This window comes from Microbacterium sp. NPDC055988 (assembly GCF_042269505.1).
Taxonomy (GTDB): Bacteria; Actinomycetota; Actinomycetes; order Actinomycetales; family Microbacteriaceae; genus Microbacterium.
On record NZ_JBHJXY010000002.1, the window covers coordinates 96,653 to 114,348 of the forward strand.

Sequence of the window (17,696 nt, forward strand, 5' to 3'; positions counted from 1 at the left end):
CAGTGTTCGGGATGGTGCAGGTGGTGGTGCAGGGGGTGGGGCGGGTGCAGGTCAGAGTGCGCGCAGGTGCTCGACGGCGGAGAAGGCCGCGCGACCGATCGAGGCGTCCACGAGGGGCTGCCTGTCGGCGAGCGATGCAGCGCGGGTGAAGACGGCCACGGCGTACTGCCGGCCGTCGGGATAGGTGACGACACCGGCCTCGTTGCGCCAGGTGGGGAGGGTGCCGGTCTTGGCCGCGATGCGGACCCCCGGCGGGAAGCCGGAGGTCAGCCGGTGCGGCCAGATCTGCAGCGCCATGATCTCGCGTGCCTGGCGGCAGGCTTCGGCGGGAGCGGCGGTGTCCGTCCACAGGGCGTTCAGCAGCGTGGTGACGTCACGCGGGGTGGAGTGCGAGGTCTTGACGGGGTGCACCGCGTCGAGCGCGAGGATCTGCTCGGCCGTCGCGCCCTCGAAGAGCTCATCCAGATCGCTGTCGGCCGCACCGCCCAGATCGGCGATGACCGAGGCGAAGAGGTCTTCGCAGCATCCGATGAGTCGCGTGTGCCTGAGCCCCAGATCGCTGATCACCCGGTTCACGGCCTCCGTGCCGAGGCGGTGGTAGATGACGTCGGTCGCGGCGTTGTCGCTCATCGTCATCATGTTCAGCGCGAGGTCGCGCCAGCTGGCCACGACGTCGTCCGCGAAGCCGGCCGTGCCCACGCCGCCGATGCGGTAGCGCGCCGTCACGGTGGTCCGCTCGGTCGGGTCGAGTTCACCGGCGGCGACCGCGCGGACGTAGGCGGTGAGGACGAGGATCTTGAACACCGAGGCGAGCACCACAGGCTCGTCGGCGCCGACGCTCACCTCCGCGCCGCCCTCGACGCCGATCTCCCGTGCGTGCAGGAAACCGGTGGCGCCGGCATCCGTGAAGATCTCCCGGATGTCGGACGTGATCGCCGACTCCGGCGCCGTGACCGTGCTCACGCGTCGACCCGGCGGTCGGCTCGGCCCGTGTGCAGGTACAGGGCTCGTCCGCTGCCGTCGTCGCCCACGAAGGCGTGCGGCATGTGCATGCCGTGCTGCGGCTCGCGGGGGAGGAGGGTGTCGGCCGTCCACCCCACCAGCTCGACCGGCTCCGGTGCCGGGCCCAGCTCGGCGAAGATGCCCTTCATCGTGCGCTCGAGCCAGATGCGGCCGTCGTCGTCCTGACGCACCGTCGAGTCCGAGACGGACGACGAGTAGGTGCCGAGGATGCGTTCCACGTCGACCGCGACGGGCGTCTCGGGAAGCGCAGGCAGCTCGGGCATCGTGACGTCGGCCAGTGCCGCGAGCACCTTCGAGGTGATCGCGTGGAAGGCGTCGACCGTCCGGCCGCCGTTGGTGAGGACCGCGACGGCGACGCCGGCTGACGGCACCATCCGCAGGAACGCGTTCTGGCCGATCGTTCCGCCGTCGTGACCGATCACCGGTCCGCCCTCCCAGTCGAAGATCTCCCAGCCCAGACCCCAGGCGTCGCCCATGACCCCCAGTTCGGGGAGGTCGACCTGACGCTCCTGCATCGCCCGCACGCTCTGCTCCGAGAGCACGCGGGTCCCGTCGGAGGCGACGCCGCCGTCCAGGTGCATCCGGGCGTAGCTCACCAGGTCGTGCGCCGTCATGGCGAGCATCGATCCGGCCGGAGCGTTGGAGCGAACGAGGCTCCAGACCGGAGCGGGCACCGGCTCGTCGCTGCCCTCTGCGGGGATGTGCCCGAGCGCGGCGCGGAACATGATCGCCTCGGACGCCGTGGTGGCCACGTGCGTCAGTCCCAGCGGACCGGCGAGGTGCGTGCGGAGCGCCTGATCGTAGGGCGTGCCGCGCAGCACCTCGACGATGCGGCCGAGCACGACGAACGCGGCGTTGTTGTACGAGAAGCGCTCGCCGGGGGCGAAGAGCTGCGGGGCATCGGCGATCGTGGCGAGGTACTTCTCCACCGCGTCGTCGCCCACCCCTGTGTCGTTGAACAGATCGCCCTCGAAGCCGCTCACGTGGCTCAGCAGCTGCCGAGCGGTGATCGCGCTGGCCGCCGCGTCGTCGCCGATCGCGAACTCGGGCACGGTGTCGCGCACCGGGGCGTCGATGTCGAGCAGACCCTCGTCGACGAGCTGCATGATGAGCGTCGCCGTCCAGGTCTTCGTGATCGAGCCGATCTGGAAGACCGAGTCGACGTCGGCCTCGACACCGGTGTTGCGGTTCAGGACACCGGCCGCAGTGGTGAAGATCTCGCCTCCGGACAGGATCGCGACGGATGCCGCGGGGATGTGCGCGTCGGTCAGCATCGTGGGAAGGTTCTCCCGCACCCAGCTGTCGATTTCGTTCAGGTCGGACACGTGCGCTCCTCTTCGTCGAGTCGGCCGTCGTCAGGGGGGCGACGGCGATGGGCCGAGACTATTCGCGTGCTCCGCCGGCCCGTTGGTGCCCGGCGACGAGACTTGCGCGCACCTTGGTTCGCCAGGACGAAGGATCAGCGCTTCAGGCGTCCCCTCGAACGGCACGCCCCGGGAGGGCGTCGGTCACGATCTCTCCGGCGTGCACGACGGCGGTGCCGTGCACGTAGAGCTGGCGGATGCCTCGGGAGGGTCTGGTCGGGTCGGAGTAGGTCGCGCGGTCGGTCAGGGTGTTCGGATCGAGCACCACGATGTCGGCATCCGCGCCGACCGAGAGATGTCCCTTGCCCCGCATCCCGGAGGAGACCTCATCGAGCACGCGCGCCGGCAGGTAGGCGCAGCGCCGGAATGCCTCGACCCAGCTCCATGTCTCGCTCTCGACGACCATCAGACGCAACGACTTCGTGAACGTCCCCGCCGTGCGCGGGTGCGTGTGCCCGCCGGAGGGCAGCGGCCATTCTCGCTGCTCGTACACGGTGCGACCGTCGGCCTCCACCCACGAGACGGGCATCGCGTCGCTCGCGACGATCGAGTCGGGGTAGGCGAGCGCGCGGTGCAGGTGCGCGCGGTCGAAGGGATCGGCCTCGTCGAGGAAGGTCACGATGCACGTGGCGCCGGGGTCGGTCGCCCGCACCTCGCGCAGCCGCGCCTCGTCGGCGATGCGCTCGCCCGTGTCCACGAGCACGAGCGAGGACGGGGCGATGCCGAGACCTTTGAGCTTCTCCGGTGCCAGGAAGAACGCGCCGATCGCCGTGCTGCCCGCTCCGTAGGGATAGGCCTCGACCGTCACGCGCGAGCCGGCGGCACGGCTGCGGTCGAGGAGGGCGAGCACGCGGTCGACGTGGCGCAGCGAGGTGCTGTTCACATGGCAGTGGTGCATCGCGGCGCCCGTCTCGGCGGCGGCGCGGACGAGCTCCTCCGAGCCGTCGATCGGGGTGCGGGGATCGGCCTCGATCAGCTCGCGCACGTGCGTGAAGGTGGGAGCGTGTGCGGCTGCGGCGAGCCGGGAGAGGTCGAGGTATTCGTCCGGATCGGAGCGGGGCGCGTAGCCCATGAGCACGCCGATCCCGAGGGCGCCGGCTCCGAGTTCGTCCTCGAGCAGGCCCAGCCAGCGTCGACGCTCGGAGGGGGAGGACGCCCGCTGCCACTCGGGCTTGCCGAGCAGGTCCATCGACGCGGTGAAGTCGGCGACGGGCACCCGGTCGATGTGGGCATACGCCCGCGCCTGCGACCAGGACGCGGAGAACCCGTAGTTCAGGGGGCGCCCGTCGGCGGCGGCGCGCGCAAGGGCCTCCGCGATCGGCATGAGGCCGGCTTCGAGGTCGAGTGCGGTGGTGACGCCGTCCATCGCCTGCAGCCGCTGACCGGCGATCGAGTGCACGTGGCTGTGCAGGTCGACGAATCCCGGGCCGACGATGAGACCCGTGGCGTCGACGATCTCGGCACCGGCCGGTGCGGTGAGGTCGTCACCCACGGCGGCCACCCGTCCGTCCGCGATCAGGAGGTCGGCGATCCGATCGGATCCGGTCTTCGGGTCGATGACGCGCCCGCCGCGCAGCAGAGTGTCCACGCTGTCACGATGCCATGCGGGCGGAGGCGGTTCCGGTGCAGTTCGACGAAACCGCGCGCTCCTTCCCGTGCCCCCGTACAACCGGCGACGCGCTCGACGGGGCGCGGAGAGGTGCATCCACGCGTCGCAGCAGACATAATGAATGTGACGATGTGACCGTGCACACGCGAGGAGGCGAAGTGATGTCCACCGCCTCCGAGCGCGCGCGCCTGCCCAGCATCCGCGATGTCGCGCGTCTCGCCGGGGTCTCGCATCAGACCGTGTCCCGGGTGCTCAACGATCACCCCAGTATCCGTCCCGAGACGAAGGCCAAGGTCCTCGACGCGATAGCCGTGCTCGACTACCGGCCGAACCTCGCGGCCAGGGCGCTCGTCACCAGCAAGTCGAACATGCTGGGCATCCTCTCGGCGACGATCGGCGAGTTCGGCCCGACGTCGTCCATCGCGGGGATCGAGGATGCGGCGCGCGAGGAGGGGTACTCGGTCTCGACGCTGAACCTCCCGGCCACCACGCCGGAGGCCATCGGCAACGCGGTGCGGCAGCTGTCGCGTGAGCAGGTGGACGGGATCGTGGTGCTCGCGCCGCAGGTGCGGGTGTTCCATGTCTTGCGCGGCATGTCCGTCGACATGCCGTTCGTCACGCTGCAGACGGCATCCGGCTCGGACGGAGTGAGCCTCTCCGCAGACCAGGTCGCCGGCGCCAGAGCGGCCACGGAGCACCTGATCTCGCTCGGCCACAGCGACATCCTGCACCTGGCGGGGCCGCAGGACTGGATCGAGGCCGAGTCTCGCATGCGCGGCTATCTCGACGGGCTGCGCGAGGCGGATCTGCCGACGTTCCCGCCGATCCGCGGCGACTGGACCGCGGACTTCGGGTATTTCGCGGGCAAGGAGCTCGCTCTCCGCCGCGACTTCACCGCCGTGTTCGCGGCCAACGACCTCATGGCGATCGGACTGATGCACGGGTTCCGCGACTCCGAAATGCGTGTCCCGCACGACGTGAGCGTGATCGGCTTCGATGATATTCCTGTCGCGGCACATGTGGCTCCATCGCTCAGCACCGTGCACCAGGACTTCCCCGAGCTCGGACGTCGGGCCGTGCGGATCCTGCTCGCCCAGATCAGGGGTGAGCAGGTGCCCGAGTTCGGTCCGCTGCAGACGATCCTGCGTGCGCGCGAATCCGCTGCATCACGGTAGCGACACGAAATCGCCGCGCGGACTTGACATGGGTCCGTCGGAAGACGACGATATACCGATGTGAACGGTCACATCGAAGGTGACCGCACGTCGCGAGGAAAGATCCGTGAGCACCACTGCAACGTTGCCGACCGTGTCAGGCCCGATCCTGGAGATGCGCAGCATCACCAAGGAGTTCCCGGGCGTCAAGGCGCTCGCCGATGTCTCGATCACCGTCCGCGCCGGCGAGATCCACGCGATCTGCGGTGAGAACGGCGCCGGGAAGTCGACCCTGATGAAGGTCCTCTCCGGCGTGTACCCGTACGGGACCTACGAGGGCGAGATCCTCCTGTACGGCGAGGAGCAGCGCTTCAAGGACATCGTCGCCAGCGAGCAGGCCGGCATCGCCATCATCCACCAGGAGCTCGCGCTCATCCCCGAGCTCTCGGTCACCGAGAACATCTTCCTCGGCAATGAGATCTCCCGCGGCGGCCGCATCGACTGGCAGGCGCAGAAGGAGCGCACGATCGAGCTTCTCGCCCGCGTCGGGCTGAGCGAGGACCCGGATGCGCAGATCAAGACCCTCGGCGTCGGTAAGCAGCAGCTGATCGAGATCGCGAAGGCGCTGAACAAGGAGGTCAAGCTCCTGATCCTCGACGAGCCGACCGCCGCGCTCAACGAGAACGACTCGCAGCACCTGCTCGACCTGATCCTCGGACTCAAGGCCAAGGGCATCGCGTCGATCATGATCAGCCACAAGCTCAACGAGATCGAGCAGATCGCTGACGAGATCACGATCATCCGCGACGGCCGCACGGTCGAGACGCTCGACATCTCCCGCGGCGAGATCAATGAGGACCGGATCATCCGCGGGATGGTCGGCCGCTCGCTCGAGAGCCGGTACCCCGACCGCACGCCCGAGATCGGCGAGGTGTTCTTCGAGGTCAAGGACTGGTGGGTGCAGCATCCGACCGTCCCGGAGCGCATGGTCGTCAAGGGGTCGAGCATCAACGTCCGCCGCGGCGAGGTCGTCGGCATCGCGGGGCTCATGGGTGCTGGGCGCACCGAGTTCGCGATGAGCATCTTCGGCCGCTCCTACGGCACCTTCCTCTCCGGCACCCTCATCAAGGACGGGCAGGAGGTCGCGCTCCACGACGTGTCGTCCGCGATCAAGCACGGCCTGGCGTATGTCAGCGAGGACCGCAAGGTGCTCGGGCTCAACCTGCTGGACACCATCAAGCGCTCGGTCGTCGCCGCCAAGCTCTCCAAGATCGCCAAGCGCGGTGTGGTCGATGCGCGCGCCGAGTTCGCCGTGGCGGAGGACTACCGCAAGGCCCTGCGCATCAAGACGCCCTCGGTAGAGGAGGGGGTCGGCAAGCTGTCCGGCGGCAACCAGCAGAAGGTCGTGCTGGCGAAGTGGATGTTCACCGACCCCGACCTGCTGATCCTCGACGAGCCGACCCGCGGCATCGACGTGGGCGCGAAGTACGAGATCTACGCGATCATCAACCAGCTCGCAGCTCAAGGCAAGGGCGTCATCGTCATCTCCAGCGAGCTGCCCGAGCTGCTCGGCATCTCCGACCGCATCTACACCGTCTTCGAAGGTCGGGTCACCGACTGCATCCCGGCCGACCAGGCGACACCCGAGGACCTCATGCGCAGCATGACCTCCACGAACCAGAAAGCATCCGCATGACCACCGACACCACCGCAACGAAGCGCGGCTTCCACTTCAAGGACATCACGAAGATGTTCGGGGGCGGCCAGTCGACCCTCCGCCAGTTCGGCATCCTGGGCAGCCTCGTCGTGATCCTGGTCGTCTTCCAGGTGCTCACCTGGATCTTCAAGGGCACCGGCCTGACGCTCTCGTCGGGCAACCTGATCAACGTCGTCAACCAGTACTCGTACATCCTGATCCTCGCGATCGGCATGGTGATGGTCATCATCATGGGTCACATCGACCTCTCGGTCGGCTCGGTGGCCGCGTTCACCGGCATCGTGGTCGCGAAGGCCATGGCCGACTGGAACCTCCCCTGGCCGCTCGGCGTGCTCCTGGGCCTCGGCGTCGGCGTGCTCGTGGGTGCCTGGCAAGGGTTCTGGGTCGCGTACGTCGGGGTCCCGGCGTTCATCGTGACGCTGGCGGGCATGCTGTTCTTCCGCGGCGCGAACCAGTGGGTCGGCGACTCGCAGTCGGTTCCAGTGCCGCAGGGCTTCAAGGTCATCGGCGCCGGCTATCTGCCGGAGCTGCCGTTCATCCCGGTGCCTTTCAACGTCTTCACCATGCTGCTCGCGCTGCTGGGCGTCGCTTGGATCGTGTTCTGGGAGATCCGCACCCGCCGCATCCAGCACAAGATGGGTGCCGACATGGCGCCGCTCTGGGTGAGCGTCACCAAGGTCGTGCTGATCTCGGCCGTGATCCTCGTCGCGGGATGGCTGTTCGCCACCGGCCGTGAGGGAACCAGCTTCCCGATCTCGGGCATCATCCTGCTCGCGCTCGTCATCCTCTACTCGTTCATCACGAACAACACCGTGTTCGGCCGTCACATCTACGCGGTCGGCGGCAACCGCCAGGCCGCGCGTCTGTCGGGTGTGAAGGACCGCTGGGTCGACTTCTTCGTGATGATGAACATGTCGGTGCTCGCCTCGCTGGCCGGCATGATCTACGTCGCCAGGGCGACGGCATCCGGACCGCAGGACGGCAACGGCTGGGAGCTGGATGCGATCGCCTCGGTGTTCATCGGTGGCGCGGCCGTCTCGGGCGGTATCGGAACCGTGATCGGGTCGATCATCGGTGGTCTCGTGATGGCGTTCCTGAACAACGGCCTCGCCCTGCTGGGCGCCGGTGCCGACGTGGTCTCGATGATCAAGGGCCTCGTGCTCCTGTTCGCCGTCGGTGTCGACGTCTGGAACAAGCAGCAGGGCCGCCCGTCGATCATCGGATTCCTCACGCGTCGCTTCGGCCGCAAGGAAGACCCGATGACCGACACCTTCGACCCGAAGGCGAACTACCCCACCAACCAGAAGTACGAAGCCCCCGCCGTCGACGAGACGCGCGGATAGTAGGGGTCGAGTCGCGCACCGCACACGCGTCGAGACCCACACACACCAGAGAAAGAGATCACATGAAGAAGATGCTTCTTACGGCGACAGCGATCGTCGCCGTGGGCGCTTTCGCCCTCACCGGCTGCTCCTCGGAGCGTGGCGGAGACACCGGAGCCGATGGTGGCGACGAGGCGGCAGCAGGCTTCGCCGCGGACGCCACGATCGGTGTCGCTCTCCCCGACAAGACCTCGGAGAACTGGGTCCTCGCCGGTCAGCTGTTCACCGACGGACTCGAGAAGGCCGGGTTCAAGGCCGACGTGCAGTACGCGCCGGCCAGCAACACGGTCGCCGAGCAGCAGAACCAGATCCAGGCGATGGTCACCGGTGGCGCCAAGGTCATCATCATCGGCGCCAAGGACGGCAAGCAGCTCGCGACGCAGGTCGAGGCCGCACGCGACGCCGGCGTCGCCGTCATCGCGTACGACCGTCTGATCGAGAACACCGAGGCCGTCGACTACTACGTCGCGTTCGACAACTTCGAGGTCGGCAAGCTCCAGGGTCAGGCACTCCTCGACGGTCTCGCCGAGCGTGCGGGCCACGAGGCTCCGTACAACATCGAGCTGTTCTCGGGCTCGCCGGATGACGCGAACTCCGCGGTGTTCTTCAACGGCGCCATGGAGGTCCTCCAGCCGAAGATCGACGACGGCACGCTGAAGGTCGTGTCCGGACAGACCGAGATCGCCCAGACGGCGACCGAGGGCTGGAAGGCCGAGAACGCACAGCGCCGCATGGACTCGATCCTCACGTCGACGTACAGCTCTGAGGCGCTCGACGGCGTCCTGTCCCCGAACGACACGCTCGCTCGCGCCATCATCACCTCGGTGCAGGGTGCGGGCAAGGACGTCCCGGTCGTCACCGGCCAGGACTCCGAGGTCGAGTCGGTGAAGTCGATCATGGAGGGCATCCAGTACTCCACGATCAACAAGGACACCACGCTCCTCGTCGAGCAGTCGATCAAGATGGTCGGCCAGCTCCAGAAGGGCGAAGAGGTCGACGTGAACGACGAAGAGCAGTACGACAACGGCGTGAAGGTCGTTCCCGCCTTCCTGCTGCCGCCGGTCATCGTCACGAAGGAGAACGCGGCCGAGGCATACGCCAACGTCCCGAGCCTCCTCGAGATCGTGAAGTCGTACGAGTAACTCTCACGACACTCTGTCCTCACGGACACGCGAACCGTCCGGGCCTTCGGGTCCGGACGGTTCGTCGTTTTACCGAAGAGTGGCCGCCGCCGCGCGCGCAGCGAGCTCTTCGAGGGGCGTCGCCGAGGTGATGATCAAGGGCGGATCCGCGAGGTCTGACCAAGCGGACAGCTGCTCCTCGATCCGCTCCAGTTCGGTCACCCCTCCGGCGTCTGTGAGCAGGTCGAAGATTCCTCGCTCCACCGAATCGGCGGGAGCACGTCGAGCCCGCGCCTCGACGCGGTGCCAGCACTCGGCGACATCCTCTCGGAGCAGTGTTCGCAGCACTGTTCCGCCGCTCGCCCTGACTGCTTCCTCGAAGTCGGAGGCCTCCTCGGGGACGAAGAAGAGCTGTGGGAAGATCACGTTCCCCCCGGAGGCGATCTGCTCCCTGAGAACCGCCAGGGCGAGCGGCCGGACCTCGGCGCCGGCTTGTACGAAGTCCACGGCCGCCGTGCCGAGAAGCCCGCGAAGCAGGTCGACGTCGAGGTTGAGCCATCCACGTCGGGCGTTCACGAAGGCTCTGGCGTAAGTGGACTTACCGGATCCGGGGAGGCCGTTGACGAAGATGCAGCACCCTCCGTCGTCCCTGAGCGGATCTCCGGCCGCTGCTGTGTGGTCGTGGTCCATCGAAGCCTCCCGGCACACACCCTATTCGCCGTTTGCGGTGGTGCGGCGATTGCACGACGCGCACGCACGGCAAGCACTCAGAACGGCACCGGCACTGCGCCTGCAGCACCCTCGCTCGCCGACTCCGTGAACACCACCGTGTTCGGGGGCGGCGGTCGGTCGACGTACGTGCGTCCGGTCGGACTCGTCCACTCCAGCACGCCGCCCGCTCGCTGTTCGACATGCCAGGGGGAGTGGTGCTTGAGCATGTGGTGTCGTCGGCAGAACGCGGCGAGATTCACATCAGCAGTCGCACCGCCGGTCGAGGCCGCGTGATTGTGATCGAGGTCGCACTTCCGTGCCGCGATCCCGCACCCGGGGAACCGGCACCGCTGGTCCCGTGCGCGAAGATGCCGCCGCAACTGCTCGCTCGGCCGGTAGCGGTCGACAGCGAGCAGCGCGCCGGAGATCGGATGCGTCAGCACGCGGTCCCAGCCCACGGCAGAGCCTGCCAGCGTGCGGGCGGTGGTGATGTCGATCGGCGTCGTGCCGTCGAGCAGGGCGGGTGGCAGGGAATCGCCGGAGATTCCGCATGCTGCATCACCGGGCGCACGCACGAAAGCCACGGTGTCCGCCGTCTTCCGGTCATCGCCCATCAACGACATCACCGGCACGGCGACCTCGACGCGCGCGTGGATCTCGCCGAGCAGCCCGTCGGTCGTGTCGTGTCCCGCGGGCGTTCCCGTGAGCAGGAGGTCGGCGAGGAGGTCGGCCCGCAACTGGTCGATCGTGCGGTCGCCTGCCGGATGGCCGTCGGAACCGGCTTCTTCAGCCGCTTCGGCCTTCTCGTGTTGCGCGCTGTGTTTCTTCACCGCATGCGCCATCTGCGAGAGTCGGTCGAACATCCCGTGCACGAGCGCAGCGGGGCCGCGCGCGCCGAGCTCGGCCATCCCGTCGTCGAGGTCTCTCGTCCACACGCGGCGCCCCTTGCGGGCCTCCCTGTGCCGTTCGGTCACCGTCCGCGCCTGAAAGCCTTCGGCCAACCGTCGCACGAGTCGCCGCAGCCGGTTCGGGGACTCGGTCTCGGCGATCGCGACCGCCTCGGCGGCGTAGGCCGCGCGGTCGGCGGCATCGTCGAGGTGGGCGCCCGCATCGACGATCACCCGCGCATGCGCGCCACTGATGCGCCCCGCGCCCTGCGCCTCCCACACCGTCGGGAAGCGCTCGACGAGCCAGGAGGCCTCCGCCATCCGTCGCTCGATCGTGCGGTCGCTGAGATGCTGGGCGGCGCCGATCTCGGCTGCCACCGTGCGGATCGCCATGTCGCCATGATCGGGATGCGCGGCCTCGCGGGCGATGTCGATCGCCAGGCGACCGGCCATCGCGAGCATGCCGTCGCGCGCGGCCTGCATGCTGCTCAGCGTCGCCTCCGCCGCCTCGAGCGACGCCACCAGATCGGCGAGCATCGCCATCTGGGAGTCGGTCGCGTCGAGCAGTGCGGTCATGACTTCAGTCCATCACGGACCACCGACATTCGAAACTATGTCCACCAGGATTCCGGCATCCGATCATCGCTGCGAGCGCTAGTCCCAGATGGGGTCGTCGGGGTCGGGGGAGTCCGTGCCGTCGGCGTCGGTCATGATGCGCGCGTCGGCGATCCACGACGTCAGCTCGCCGTCGTGGAGCATGTGAGGTCGCGGCGTGCCGAGAAGAGCGGGGCTCGTCACCACCGCCAGCGGCTCATCGCTCGCGAAGACGACGACGTTGCCGAGCGGTCCTTCGTCGTCGTTCGGTTTGGCGTCGAGCACGACGGCGACGTGAGCGAAGACCGAGCGCAACGTGGCCGCCTGTCGCCGCGAATACTCGAACGGATGCCCGTCGAGCAGGTTCACCGCCACGACACCGTCTGCGGCGGAGCGTGCGGCGACCCGGCGGTAGAACTCCTGACTCGCCACGTGATGTCGGATGACGGCGGCATCCCAGAGGTCGACGACGGTGAAGCGCGCATCCTCCCAATCGTCCGAGGTCTCCGCGTCGGCGACCGCTCGCGCATCGCCGAAGATGACGCGCACATCAGCGCGGGGAGGCAGTGGCAGCGCGTCGATCACCGCGGCATAGAGAGCGGGCTCGAACTCGACCACCAGCTGGGGCGACCCGGCACGCGTGGCCTCGACGTAGCGCGCCAGTGTGAGCGCCCCGGCTCCCAGGTGCACGGTGAACAGCGGTGCACCGGGCTCGGCCGCGGCATCCATGGCCCGGGCGATGTGCTGGGTATAGGCGTATTCGAGTTCGGTGGGCTCCGTCATCGAGACGACGGACTGCGGGATCCCATCGACGCTGAGTTCGTAACGACCGGGTCGCCTTCTCGATTGCACCAGCTTCGCCCTGCGATCGTCGAGCATGAGCGAGAACACCCGGCGTTTACTTGGCACCCGTCGATTTTAGGTCGGACGACGGCGCCCACCGCGCGCGACTACCCTTGAAGGAACATGGCACATCTTCTCGGGGCTGAAGCCCTGCACCTCGAATATCCGACCAGGGTCGTCTTCGACTCCGTGACCCTCGGCATCGAAGAGGGTGACCGCATCGGCATCGTCGGCCGCAACGGCGACGGAAAGTCCAGCCTCCTTGGCATGCTCGCCGGTATCAAGGAACCCAACTCCGGCCGCGTCACCGTGCGCGGCGGCACGCGTATCGGCGTGCTCGACCAGGCCGACAACCTTCCGGACGACCTCACGATCAGCGCGGCCGTCGTCGGCGACACCCCGGAGTACGAATGGGCGGGCGACGCCCGCATCCGCGACGTGATCGAGGGTCTGCTCACGGACCTGCCCTGGGATGCCGAGATCGGCTCGCTCAGCGGTGGCCAGCGGCGTCGGGTGTCCCTCGCCAAGCTGCTCACCGGCGACTGGGACGTCATCGCCCTCGACGAGCCCACCAACCACCTCGACGTCGAGGCGATCACCTGGCTCGCTGCGCATCTCAAGAAGCGCTGGTCGCCGAACTCGGGCGCGCTCATGGTCGTGACGCACGACCGGTGGTTCCTCGACGAGATCTGCACCGAGACCTGGGAAGTGCACGACCGCATCGTCGAGCCTTTCGAGGGCGGCTACGCGGCATACATCCTGCAGCGCGTCGAGCGCGATCGGATGGCGGCGGCGACCGAGGCGAAGCGCCAGAACCTGGCCAAGAAGGAGCTCGCGTGGCTCCGCCGCGGTGCTCCGGCCCGCACCGCGAAGCCGAAGTTCCGCATCGATGCGGCCAACGAGCTCATCGCCGACGTGCCCGAGATCCGCGACAAGGTGTCGCTGCAGTCGCTCGCCGTCTCGCGCCTCGGCAAGGACGTGGTCGACCTGCTCGACGTCGGAGTGACCTACCCGACGGCGGACGGCGGCGAGAAGGTCGTGCTCCGCGACATCGAGTGGCGCATCGCGCCGGGGGAGCGCACCGGCATCCTCGGGGTGAACGGCGCCGGCAAGTCCACACTCCTCGGACTCATCTCCGGCACGGTGGAACCCACGGTCGGCCGGGTCAAGCGCGGCACGACCGTGAAGGTGCAGACCCTCACGCAGCGGCTCGACGAGCTCACGCAGCACTGGAAGGACCCGGTGCGCGTGATCATCTCGGGGCTGCGCACCTCCTACACGATGGGCGCCGGCTCCAAGGCGCAGGACCTCACGCCCGGGCAGCTGCTCGAGCGCCTCGGGTTCGACTCCGCCCAGCTCTCCACCCCGGTCAAGGACCTCTCGGGTGGCCAGCAGCGCCGTCTGCAGCTGCTGCTCGTGCTGCTCGACCAGCCGAACGTGCTGATCCTCGACGAGCCGACGAACGACCTCGACACCGACATGCTCGCCGCGATCGAAGACCTCCTCGACTCCTGGTCCGGCACGCTCCTGGTCGTCAGCCACGACCGGTACTTCCTGGAGCGCGTCACCGACCAGCAGTACGCGATCCTCGACGGGCACCTGCGACACCTCCCCGGCGGGGTCGACGAGTACCTGCGACTGCGCCACCTGCAGGCATCGACCGGCTCGAAGCAGACCGCGACCGCGGCGGCGACCGCGACCGCGACCCCGTCGGGGCTCGACGGTGCGGCTCTGCGCACGGCGCAGAAGGAGATCGCGTCGCTCGAGCGGCGCATCCAGAAGCTGACGCAGCAGGTCAACGCCGCCAAGACGGCGCTCGCCGATCACGACCAGGCGGACTACGCGGGCCTTGGTGATCGCATGAAGAAGATCAGCGACCAGCAGGCCGAGATCGAGGAACTGGAGCTGCGCTGGTTCGAACTCACCGAGGAGATCGGCTGAGCGAGGAATATCCTTCTTCCAACGCTGTTGGGAGGTAGAGATGGAAGGCCTCGAAGTAACCGTCCTGCTCGGACTCACGATTCTCGTCGGAACCCTGATCGCCCCGCGCGTGCGTCTCGCGCTCCCGCTCGTCCTGGTCATCTTCGGGCTGCTGCTCGGCTTCGTGCCGCAGCTGCGCGAGGTGCAGCTGCCGCCCGAGACGGTGTTGTTGCTGTTCCTCCCGGTGATGCTGTTCTGGGAGAGTCTGACCACCTCGCTGCGCTCGATCCGCCGCGACTTCCGCTACATCCTCCCCATGAGCACGGTCCTCGTGGTCGCCTCGGCGTTCGCCGTCGCCGGCATCGGCGTGCTGTTCGGGATGCCGTGGGAGATCGCCCTCATCCTCGGTGCCGCGGTCGCGCCCCCGGATGCCACGGCTGTGGCGGCGCTCGGGCGTCTGCTGCCGCGCCGCATGTTCATGAAGCTGAAGGCCGAGAGCCTCACCAACGACGGCACGGCCCTCGTGCTGTACGCGATTGCTGTGTCGCTCGCGCTCGGAGGCCAGATCACTCCGCTCTCCGTCACACTCGACGTGCTGATCTCGTACGTCGGCGGGATCGCCGCCGGAGTCGTCATCGCAGGCCTGGGCTACCTGCTGCTGCGGCGCACCTCCTCGACGATCGTGATCAACGTGGCGCTGCTGCTGATCCCGTTCACCGCGTTCCTCGCGGCCGAGATGATCCACGCCTCCGGTGTCCTCGCGGTCGTCGTCGCCGGGCTCATCGTCGCCTACGTGTCGCCGCGGGTGACCACGGCGTCCTCTCGCCGACAGGCCGATGCGGCCTGGCCCTTCGGTGTCTTCCTGCTCAACGGCGCGCTGTTCGTGCTGATCGGGCTCGAGGTGCAGTATGTCGCTCACGAGATCTCGGCAGCCGCGATCGGGCGCCTCGTGCTGATCACACTCGCGGTGTGGGCGACGCTCCTGGTCGTGCGCTACGTGTTCCAGGTGCTGAACGTGCTCTTCCAGCGCCAGAGCGGCGGACGTCCGGCGCGGGGAGCGCGCTCGCGGGCGCGGGTCGTGTCGACCGTGGCCGGCATGCGCGGAGCGGTCTCGCTCGCGATCGCGCTGTCGGTCCCCGCCACGATCGCCGAGGGCGGGGCGGTCTCCGGACGCGATGAGATCGTGTTCGTCACTGCGGGGGTCATCCTGCTGAGCCTCCTCGTGCAGGGGCCGATGCTCCCCGCACTCGTGCGCTGGGCGCGCTTCCCCGTCGATCACGTCGAGGACGAGGAGTACGAGCTCGCCGAGCGGGCGATCTCGGGCGCGGCCCTCGCCGCCCTCGACGATCTCGCCGCCGAGCACGGCATCGGGCAGGAAGTCCGCGACCGCGTGCGCACCGAGGGCTACGCGATGCTGGAGTTCGCGAACGCGCGGACGCTGGCGCGCGAGCAAGCACTGGTGGATGCGGAGGCCGAGGCGCTCGATGAGATGCTCGACGAACCGGATCCGTTGAGCGCCGGTACTGCTGATCCGGCTGCAGAGGATCCGGCACCGACCGGGGGAGTGGATCGGGTGGTGGTGCCCGATGCCACCGACGGAACGGTCCTGCAGATGATCGCGACCTCGGCCGATGTCGACGTCGCGCAACGCTCGCCGCTGATCCGGCACGAGGAGCATACGCGTCTGAAGCTCGCGCTCATCGACCGCAAGCGCGAAGTGCTCCTGGGGCTGCGCGGCGCCGGTACCGTCGACGACATCGTCGTGCGCCGCATCTCGGCCCGCCTCGACCTCGAGCAGGTGCGTCTGCAGGGGATCGAAGAGTACGACTGACGCCGGCTGTTGCGCGCATCGACGCCGTCGGCGCCGGCTCAGCCGATCGCTTTGCGAAGCAGCGCTGCGAGCTGCTCCTGCTCTTCGGTCGACAGCCGTTCGGCCGCATCCCGCGCGAAGACGAAGGCGTCCTCGAAGCGGGCGGTGACCTCGTCGCCTTTCGCGGTTCGGGTGAGCAGTCGTGCTCGACCGTCGTCGGGGTCGGGCTCGCGGACCACGTAGTCGAGGCGTTGCAGACGATCCACGATGCGCGTGATGTTCGAAGCGTCGCAGCCGAGATCGCGCGCGAGCGCCGTCATCCCTCGTCGCTCGTCCAGCCGTCCCAGAACACAGGCCTGGGCCGCGCTGAGCGACACCTCTGCGGCGGCCGATTCATAGGCGCGGTCGTAGACGTCGACGAACTCGAACATGGCCTTCTCCGCATCGGTGGGAACGGAGACGGGCGCGTTGGGCAATGCCATCCATCGACTCTACCAATCTGCTTGATGCATTCAACTAGTTGCGCTAGCTTGTCCTTGATCCGATCAACTAAATGAGGAGCGCGATGTCCAGGACGATGAAAGCCATAGTGCTCGATCGGTTCGGCGACGAGTCCGAGCTGCGCGAGCGTTCCGTGCCGGTGCCGGCGATCGGCACCCGAGACGTGCTCATCCGCGTGGAGATCGCCGCCATCGGTTCGTGGGATCGAGTCGAGCGCGAGGGCCACTATGAGGGCGCCTTCGGCATTCCCTCGACGTTCCCGTACATCCTAGGGTGGGACGGCGCGGGCATCATCGACGCCGTGGGCGACGACGTCACTCGCTTCGCCCGGGGCGACCGGGTCTACGCCGCATCGATGCCGGTACCGCGGGGCGGGTTCTACGCCGAGTACGCCGTGGTCGACGAGGAGTTCGTCGCTCCGGCGCCGGATCGCCTCACGACAGAACAGGCCGGCGTCCTCGCCTGGGACGCACTGACCGCCGCCAGCGGGCTCGACGCGATCGATGCGCGCTCGGGCGACAGCGTGATGATCTTCGGTGCGAGCGGCGGGATCGGGCATCTGGCCGTCCAGCTGGCGAAGCATCGTGGGCTCCGGGTCCTCGCGGTCGCGTCGGGGGAGGACGGCGTCTCACTCGTCCGCGGCCTCGGTGCCGATGCGGCGATCGACGGCCGGCAGCAGGATGCCCTCACGGCGATCGAGCGGTTCGCGTCGGGAGGACTCGACGGCGCCCTCGTCACCGCGGGAGGCGACGATGCCGAGCGCGCCCTCACGGGGGTCGCACCAGCAGGGAGGATCGCGTGGCCCCGCGGGGTGAACCCGCCCCCGTCGCGCGGCCTCGCCGAGCGGGTGACGTTCTACGACGGCGACCGCAGTCGCGCGGCCCTGCAGCGCCTCAACGACGTCATCGAGTCGAGCCCCCTCGCACCCCACGTCTCGCGGGTGTTCGAGCCGGATCAGGTCGTGCAGGGTCACCTCGCGCTCCGTCACCACTACGTGGGAAAGCTGGCACTGCGTCCACCGCGCTCGTCGTGACGGCTGTGACGCCGTGTGACGACTCGA

The 17,696-nt window shown here is 68.4% G+C and carries 14 protein-coding genes; 7 read left to right on the forward strand and 7 right to left on the reverse strand.

From position 1 onward, the window contains the following. Positions 1 to 51 precede the first annotated feature (51 nt). From ACFC14_RS17595 to ACFC14_RS17605, 3 genes are all read right to left on the reverse strand, one after another. Positions 52 to 963, reverse strand: coding sequence for a serine hydrolase (locus ACFC14_RS17595; RefSeq protein WP_376107507.1), 912 nt, complete (start codon positions 961 to 963; stop codon positions 52 to 54). Further along, positions 960 to 2,348: a serine hydrolase domain-containing protein gene (locus tag ACFC14_RS17600; RefSeq protein ID WP_376107509.1), complete on the reverse strand. Its 1,389-nt coding sequence runs from the start codon at positions 2,346 to 2,348 to the stop codon at positions 960 to 962. The genes ACFC14_RS17595 and ACFC14_RS17600 overlap by 4 nt, the downstream gene beginning before the upstream one ends. Positions 2,349 to 2,490: 142 nt before the next feature. Then, positions 2,491 to 3,975 (reverse strand): amidohydrolase family protein, encoded by a 1,485-nt coding sequence (locus tag ACFC14_RS17605; RefSeq protein WP_376107512.1) that lies wholly within the window; start codon positions 3,973 to 3,975, stop codon positions 2,491 to 2,493. A 182-nt stretch (positions 3,976 to 4,157) separates the two neighbouring features. Here ACFC14_RS17605 and ACFC14_RS17610 point away from each other — a divergent pair, with 182 nt between their 5' ends. The 4 genes from ACFC14_RS17610 (at position 4,158) to ACFC14_RS17625 (ending at position 9,391) form a co-directional block, all read left to right on the forward strand. Then, complete coding sequence (locus ACFC14_RS17610) at positions 4,158 to 5,171, forward strand: LacI family DNA-binding transcriptional regulator (RefSeq protein WP_376107516.1); 1,014 nt, start codon at positions 4,158 to 4,160, stop codon at positions 5,169 to 5,171. A 154-nt stretch (positions 5,172 to 5,325) separates the two neighbouring features. Then, the gene (gene mmsA, locus ACFC14_RS17615; protein WP_376107937.1) at positions 5,326 to 6,846 is read left to right on the forward strand and encodes a multiple monosaccharide ABC transporter ATP-binding protein; all 1,521 of its coding nucleotides are present in this window, start codon (positions 5,326 to 5,328) and stop codon (positions 6,844 to 6,846) included. After that, complete coding sequence (gene mmsB, locus ACFC14_RS17620; RefSeq protein ID WP_136041467.1) at positions 6,843 to 8,210, forward strand: multiple monosaccharide ABC transporter permease; 1,368 nt, start codon at positions 6,843 to 6,845, stop codon at positions 8,208 to 8,210. The genes mmsA and mmsB overlap by 4 nt, the downstream gene beginning before the upstream one ends. Positions 8,211 to 8,272: 62 nt before the next feature. Continuing rightward, positions 8,273 to 9,391 (forward strand): sugar-binding protein, encoded by a 1,119-nt coding sequence (locus ACFC14_RS17625; protein WP_136041469.1) that lies wholly within the window; start codon positions 8,273 to 8,275, stop codon positions 9,389 to 9,391. A gap of 69 nt (positions 9,392 to 9,460) precedes the next feature. Here the strand turns inward: ACFC14_RS17625 and ACFC14_RS17630 are convergent, their stop codons facing one another. The 3 genes from ACFC14_RS17630 to ACFC14_RS17640 form a co-directional block, all read right to left on the reverse strand. Then, entirely contained in the window at positions 9,461 to 10,060 is a 600-nt protein-coding gene (locus ACFC14_RS17630) for an AAA family ATPase (protein WP_376107519.1), read from the reverse strand. A 77-nt stretch (positions 10,061 to 10,137) separates the two neighbouring features. Then, positions 10,138 to 11,544: a DUF222 domain-containing protein gene (locus ACFC14_RS17635; protein ID WP_376107521.1), complete on the reverse strand. Its 1,407-nt coding sequence runs from the start codon at positions 11,542 to 11,544 to the stop codon at positions 10,138 to 10,140. A gap of 78 nt (positions 11,545 to 11,622) precedes the next feature. Beyond that, a complete protein-coding gene (locus tag ACFC14_RS17640; RefSeq protein WP_376107524.1) occupies positions 11,623 to 12,471 on the reverse strand; it encodes a spermidine synthase in 849 nt (282 codons plus the stop codon). A 57-nt stretch (positions 12,472 to 12,528) separates the two neighbouring features. Here ACFC14_RS17640 and ACFC14_RS17645 point away from each other — a divergent pair, with 57 nt between their 5' ends. Then, positions 12,529 to 14,346, forward strand: coding sequence for an ABC-F family ATP-binding cassette domain-containing protein (locus ACFC14_RS17645; protein ID WP_376107527.1), 1,818 nt, complete (start codon positions 12,529 to 12,531; stop codon positions 14,344 to 14,346). 40 nt (positions 14,347 to 14,386) lie between these two features. Then, a complete protein-coding gene (locus tag ACFC14_RS17650; protein WP_376107530.1) occupies positions 14,387 to 16,156 on the forward strand; it encodes a Na+/H+ antiporter in 1,770 nt (589 codons plus the stop codon). A 38-nt stretch (positions 16,157 to 16,194) separates the two neighbouring features. On the opposite strand, the gene ACFC14_RS17655 is transcribed toward ACFC14_RS17650, so the two are convergent. Beyond that, a complete protein-coding gene (locus tag ACFC14_RS17655; RefSeq protein ID WP_376107533.1) occupies positions 16,195 to 16,617 on the reverse strand; it encodes a MarR family winged helix-turn-helix transcriptional regulator in 423 nt (140 codons plus the stop codon). Between the two features lie 83 nt (positions 16,618 to 16,700). Between ACFC14_RS17655 and ACFC14_RS17660 the strand changes: the two genes are divergently transcribed. Next, entirely contained in the window at positions 16,701 to 17,669 is a 969-nt protein-coding gene (locus tag ACFC14_RS17660) for an NADP-dependent oxidoreductase (RefSeq protein WP_376107536.1), read from the forward strand. Positions 17,670 to 17,696 lie beyond the last annotated feature (27 nt).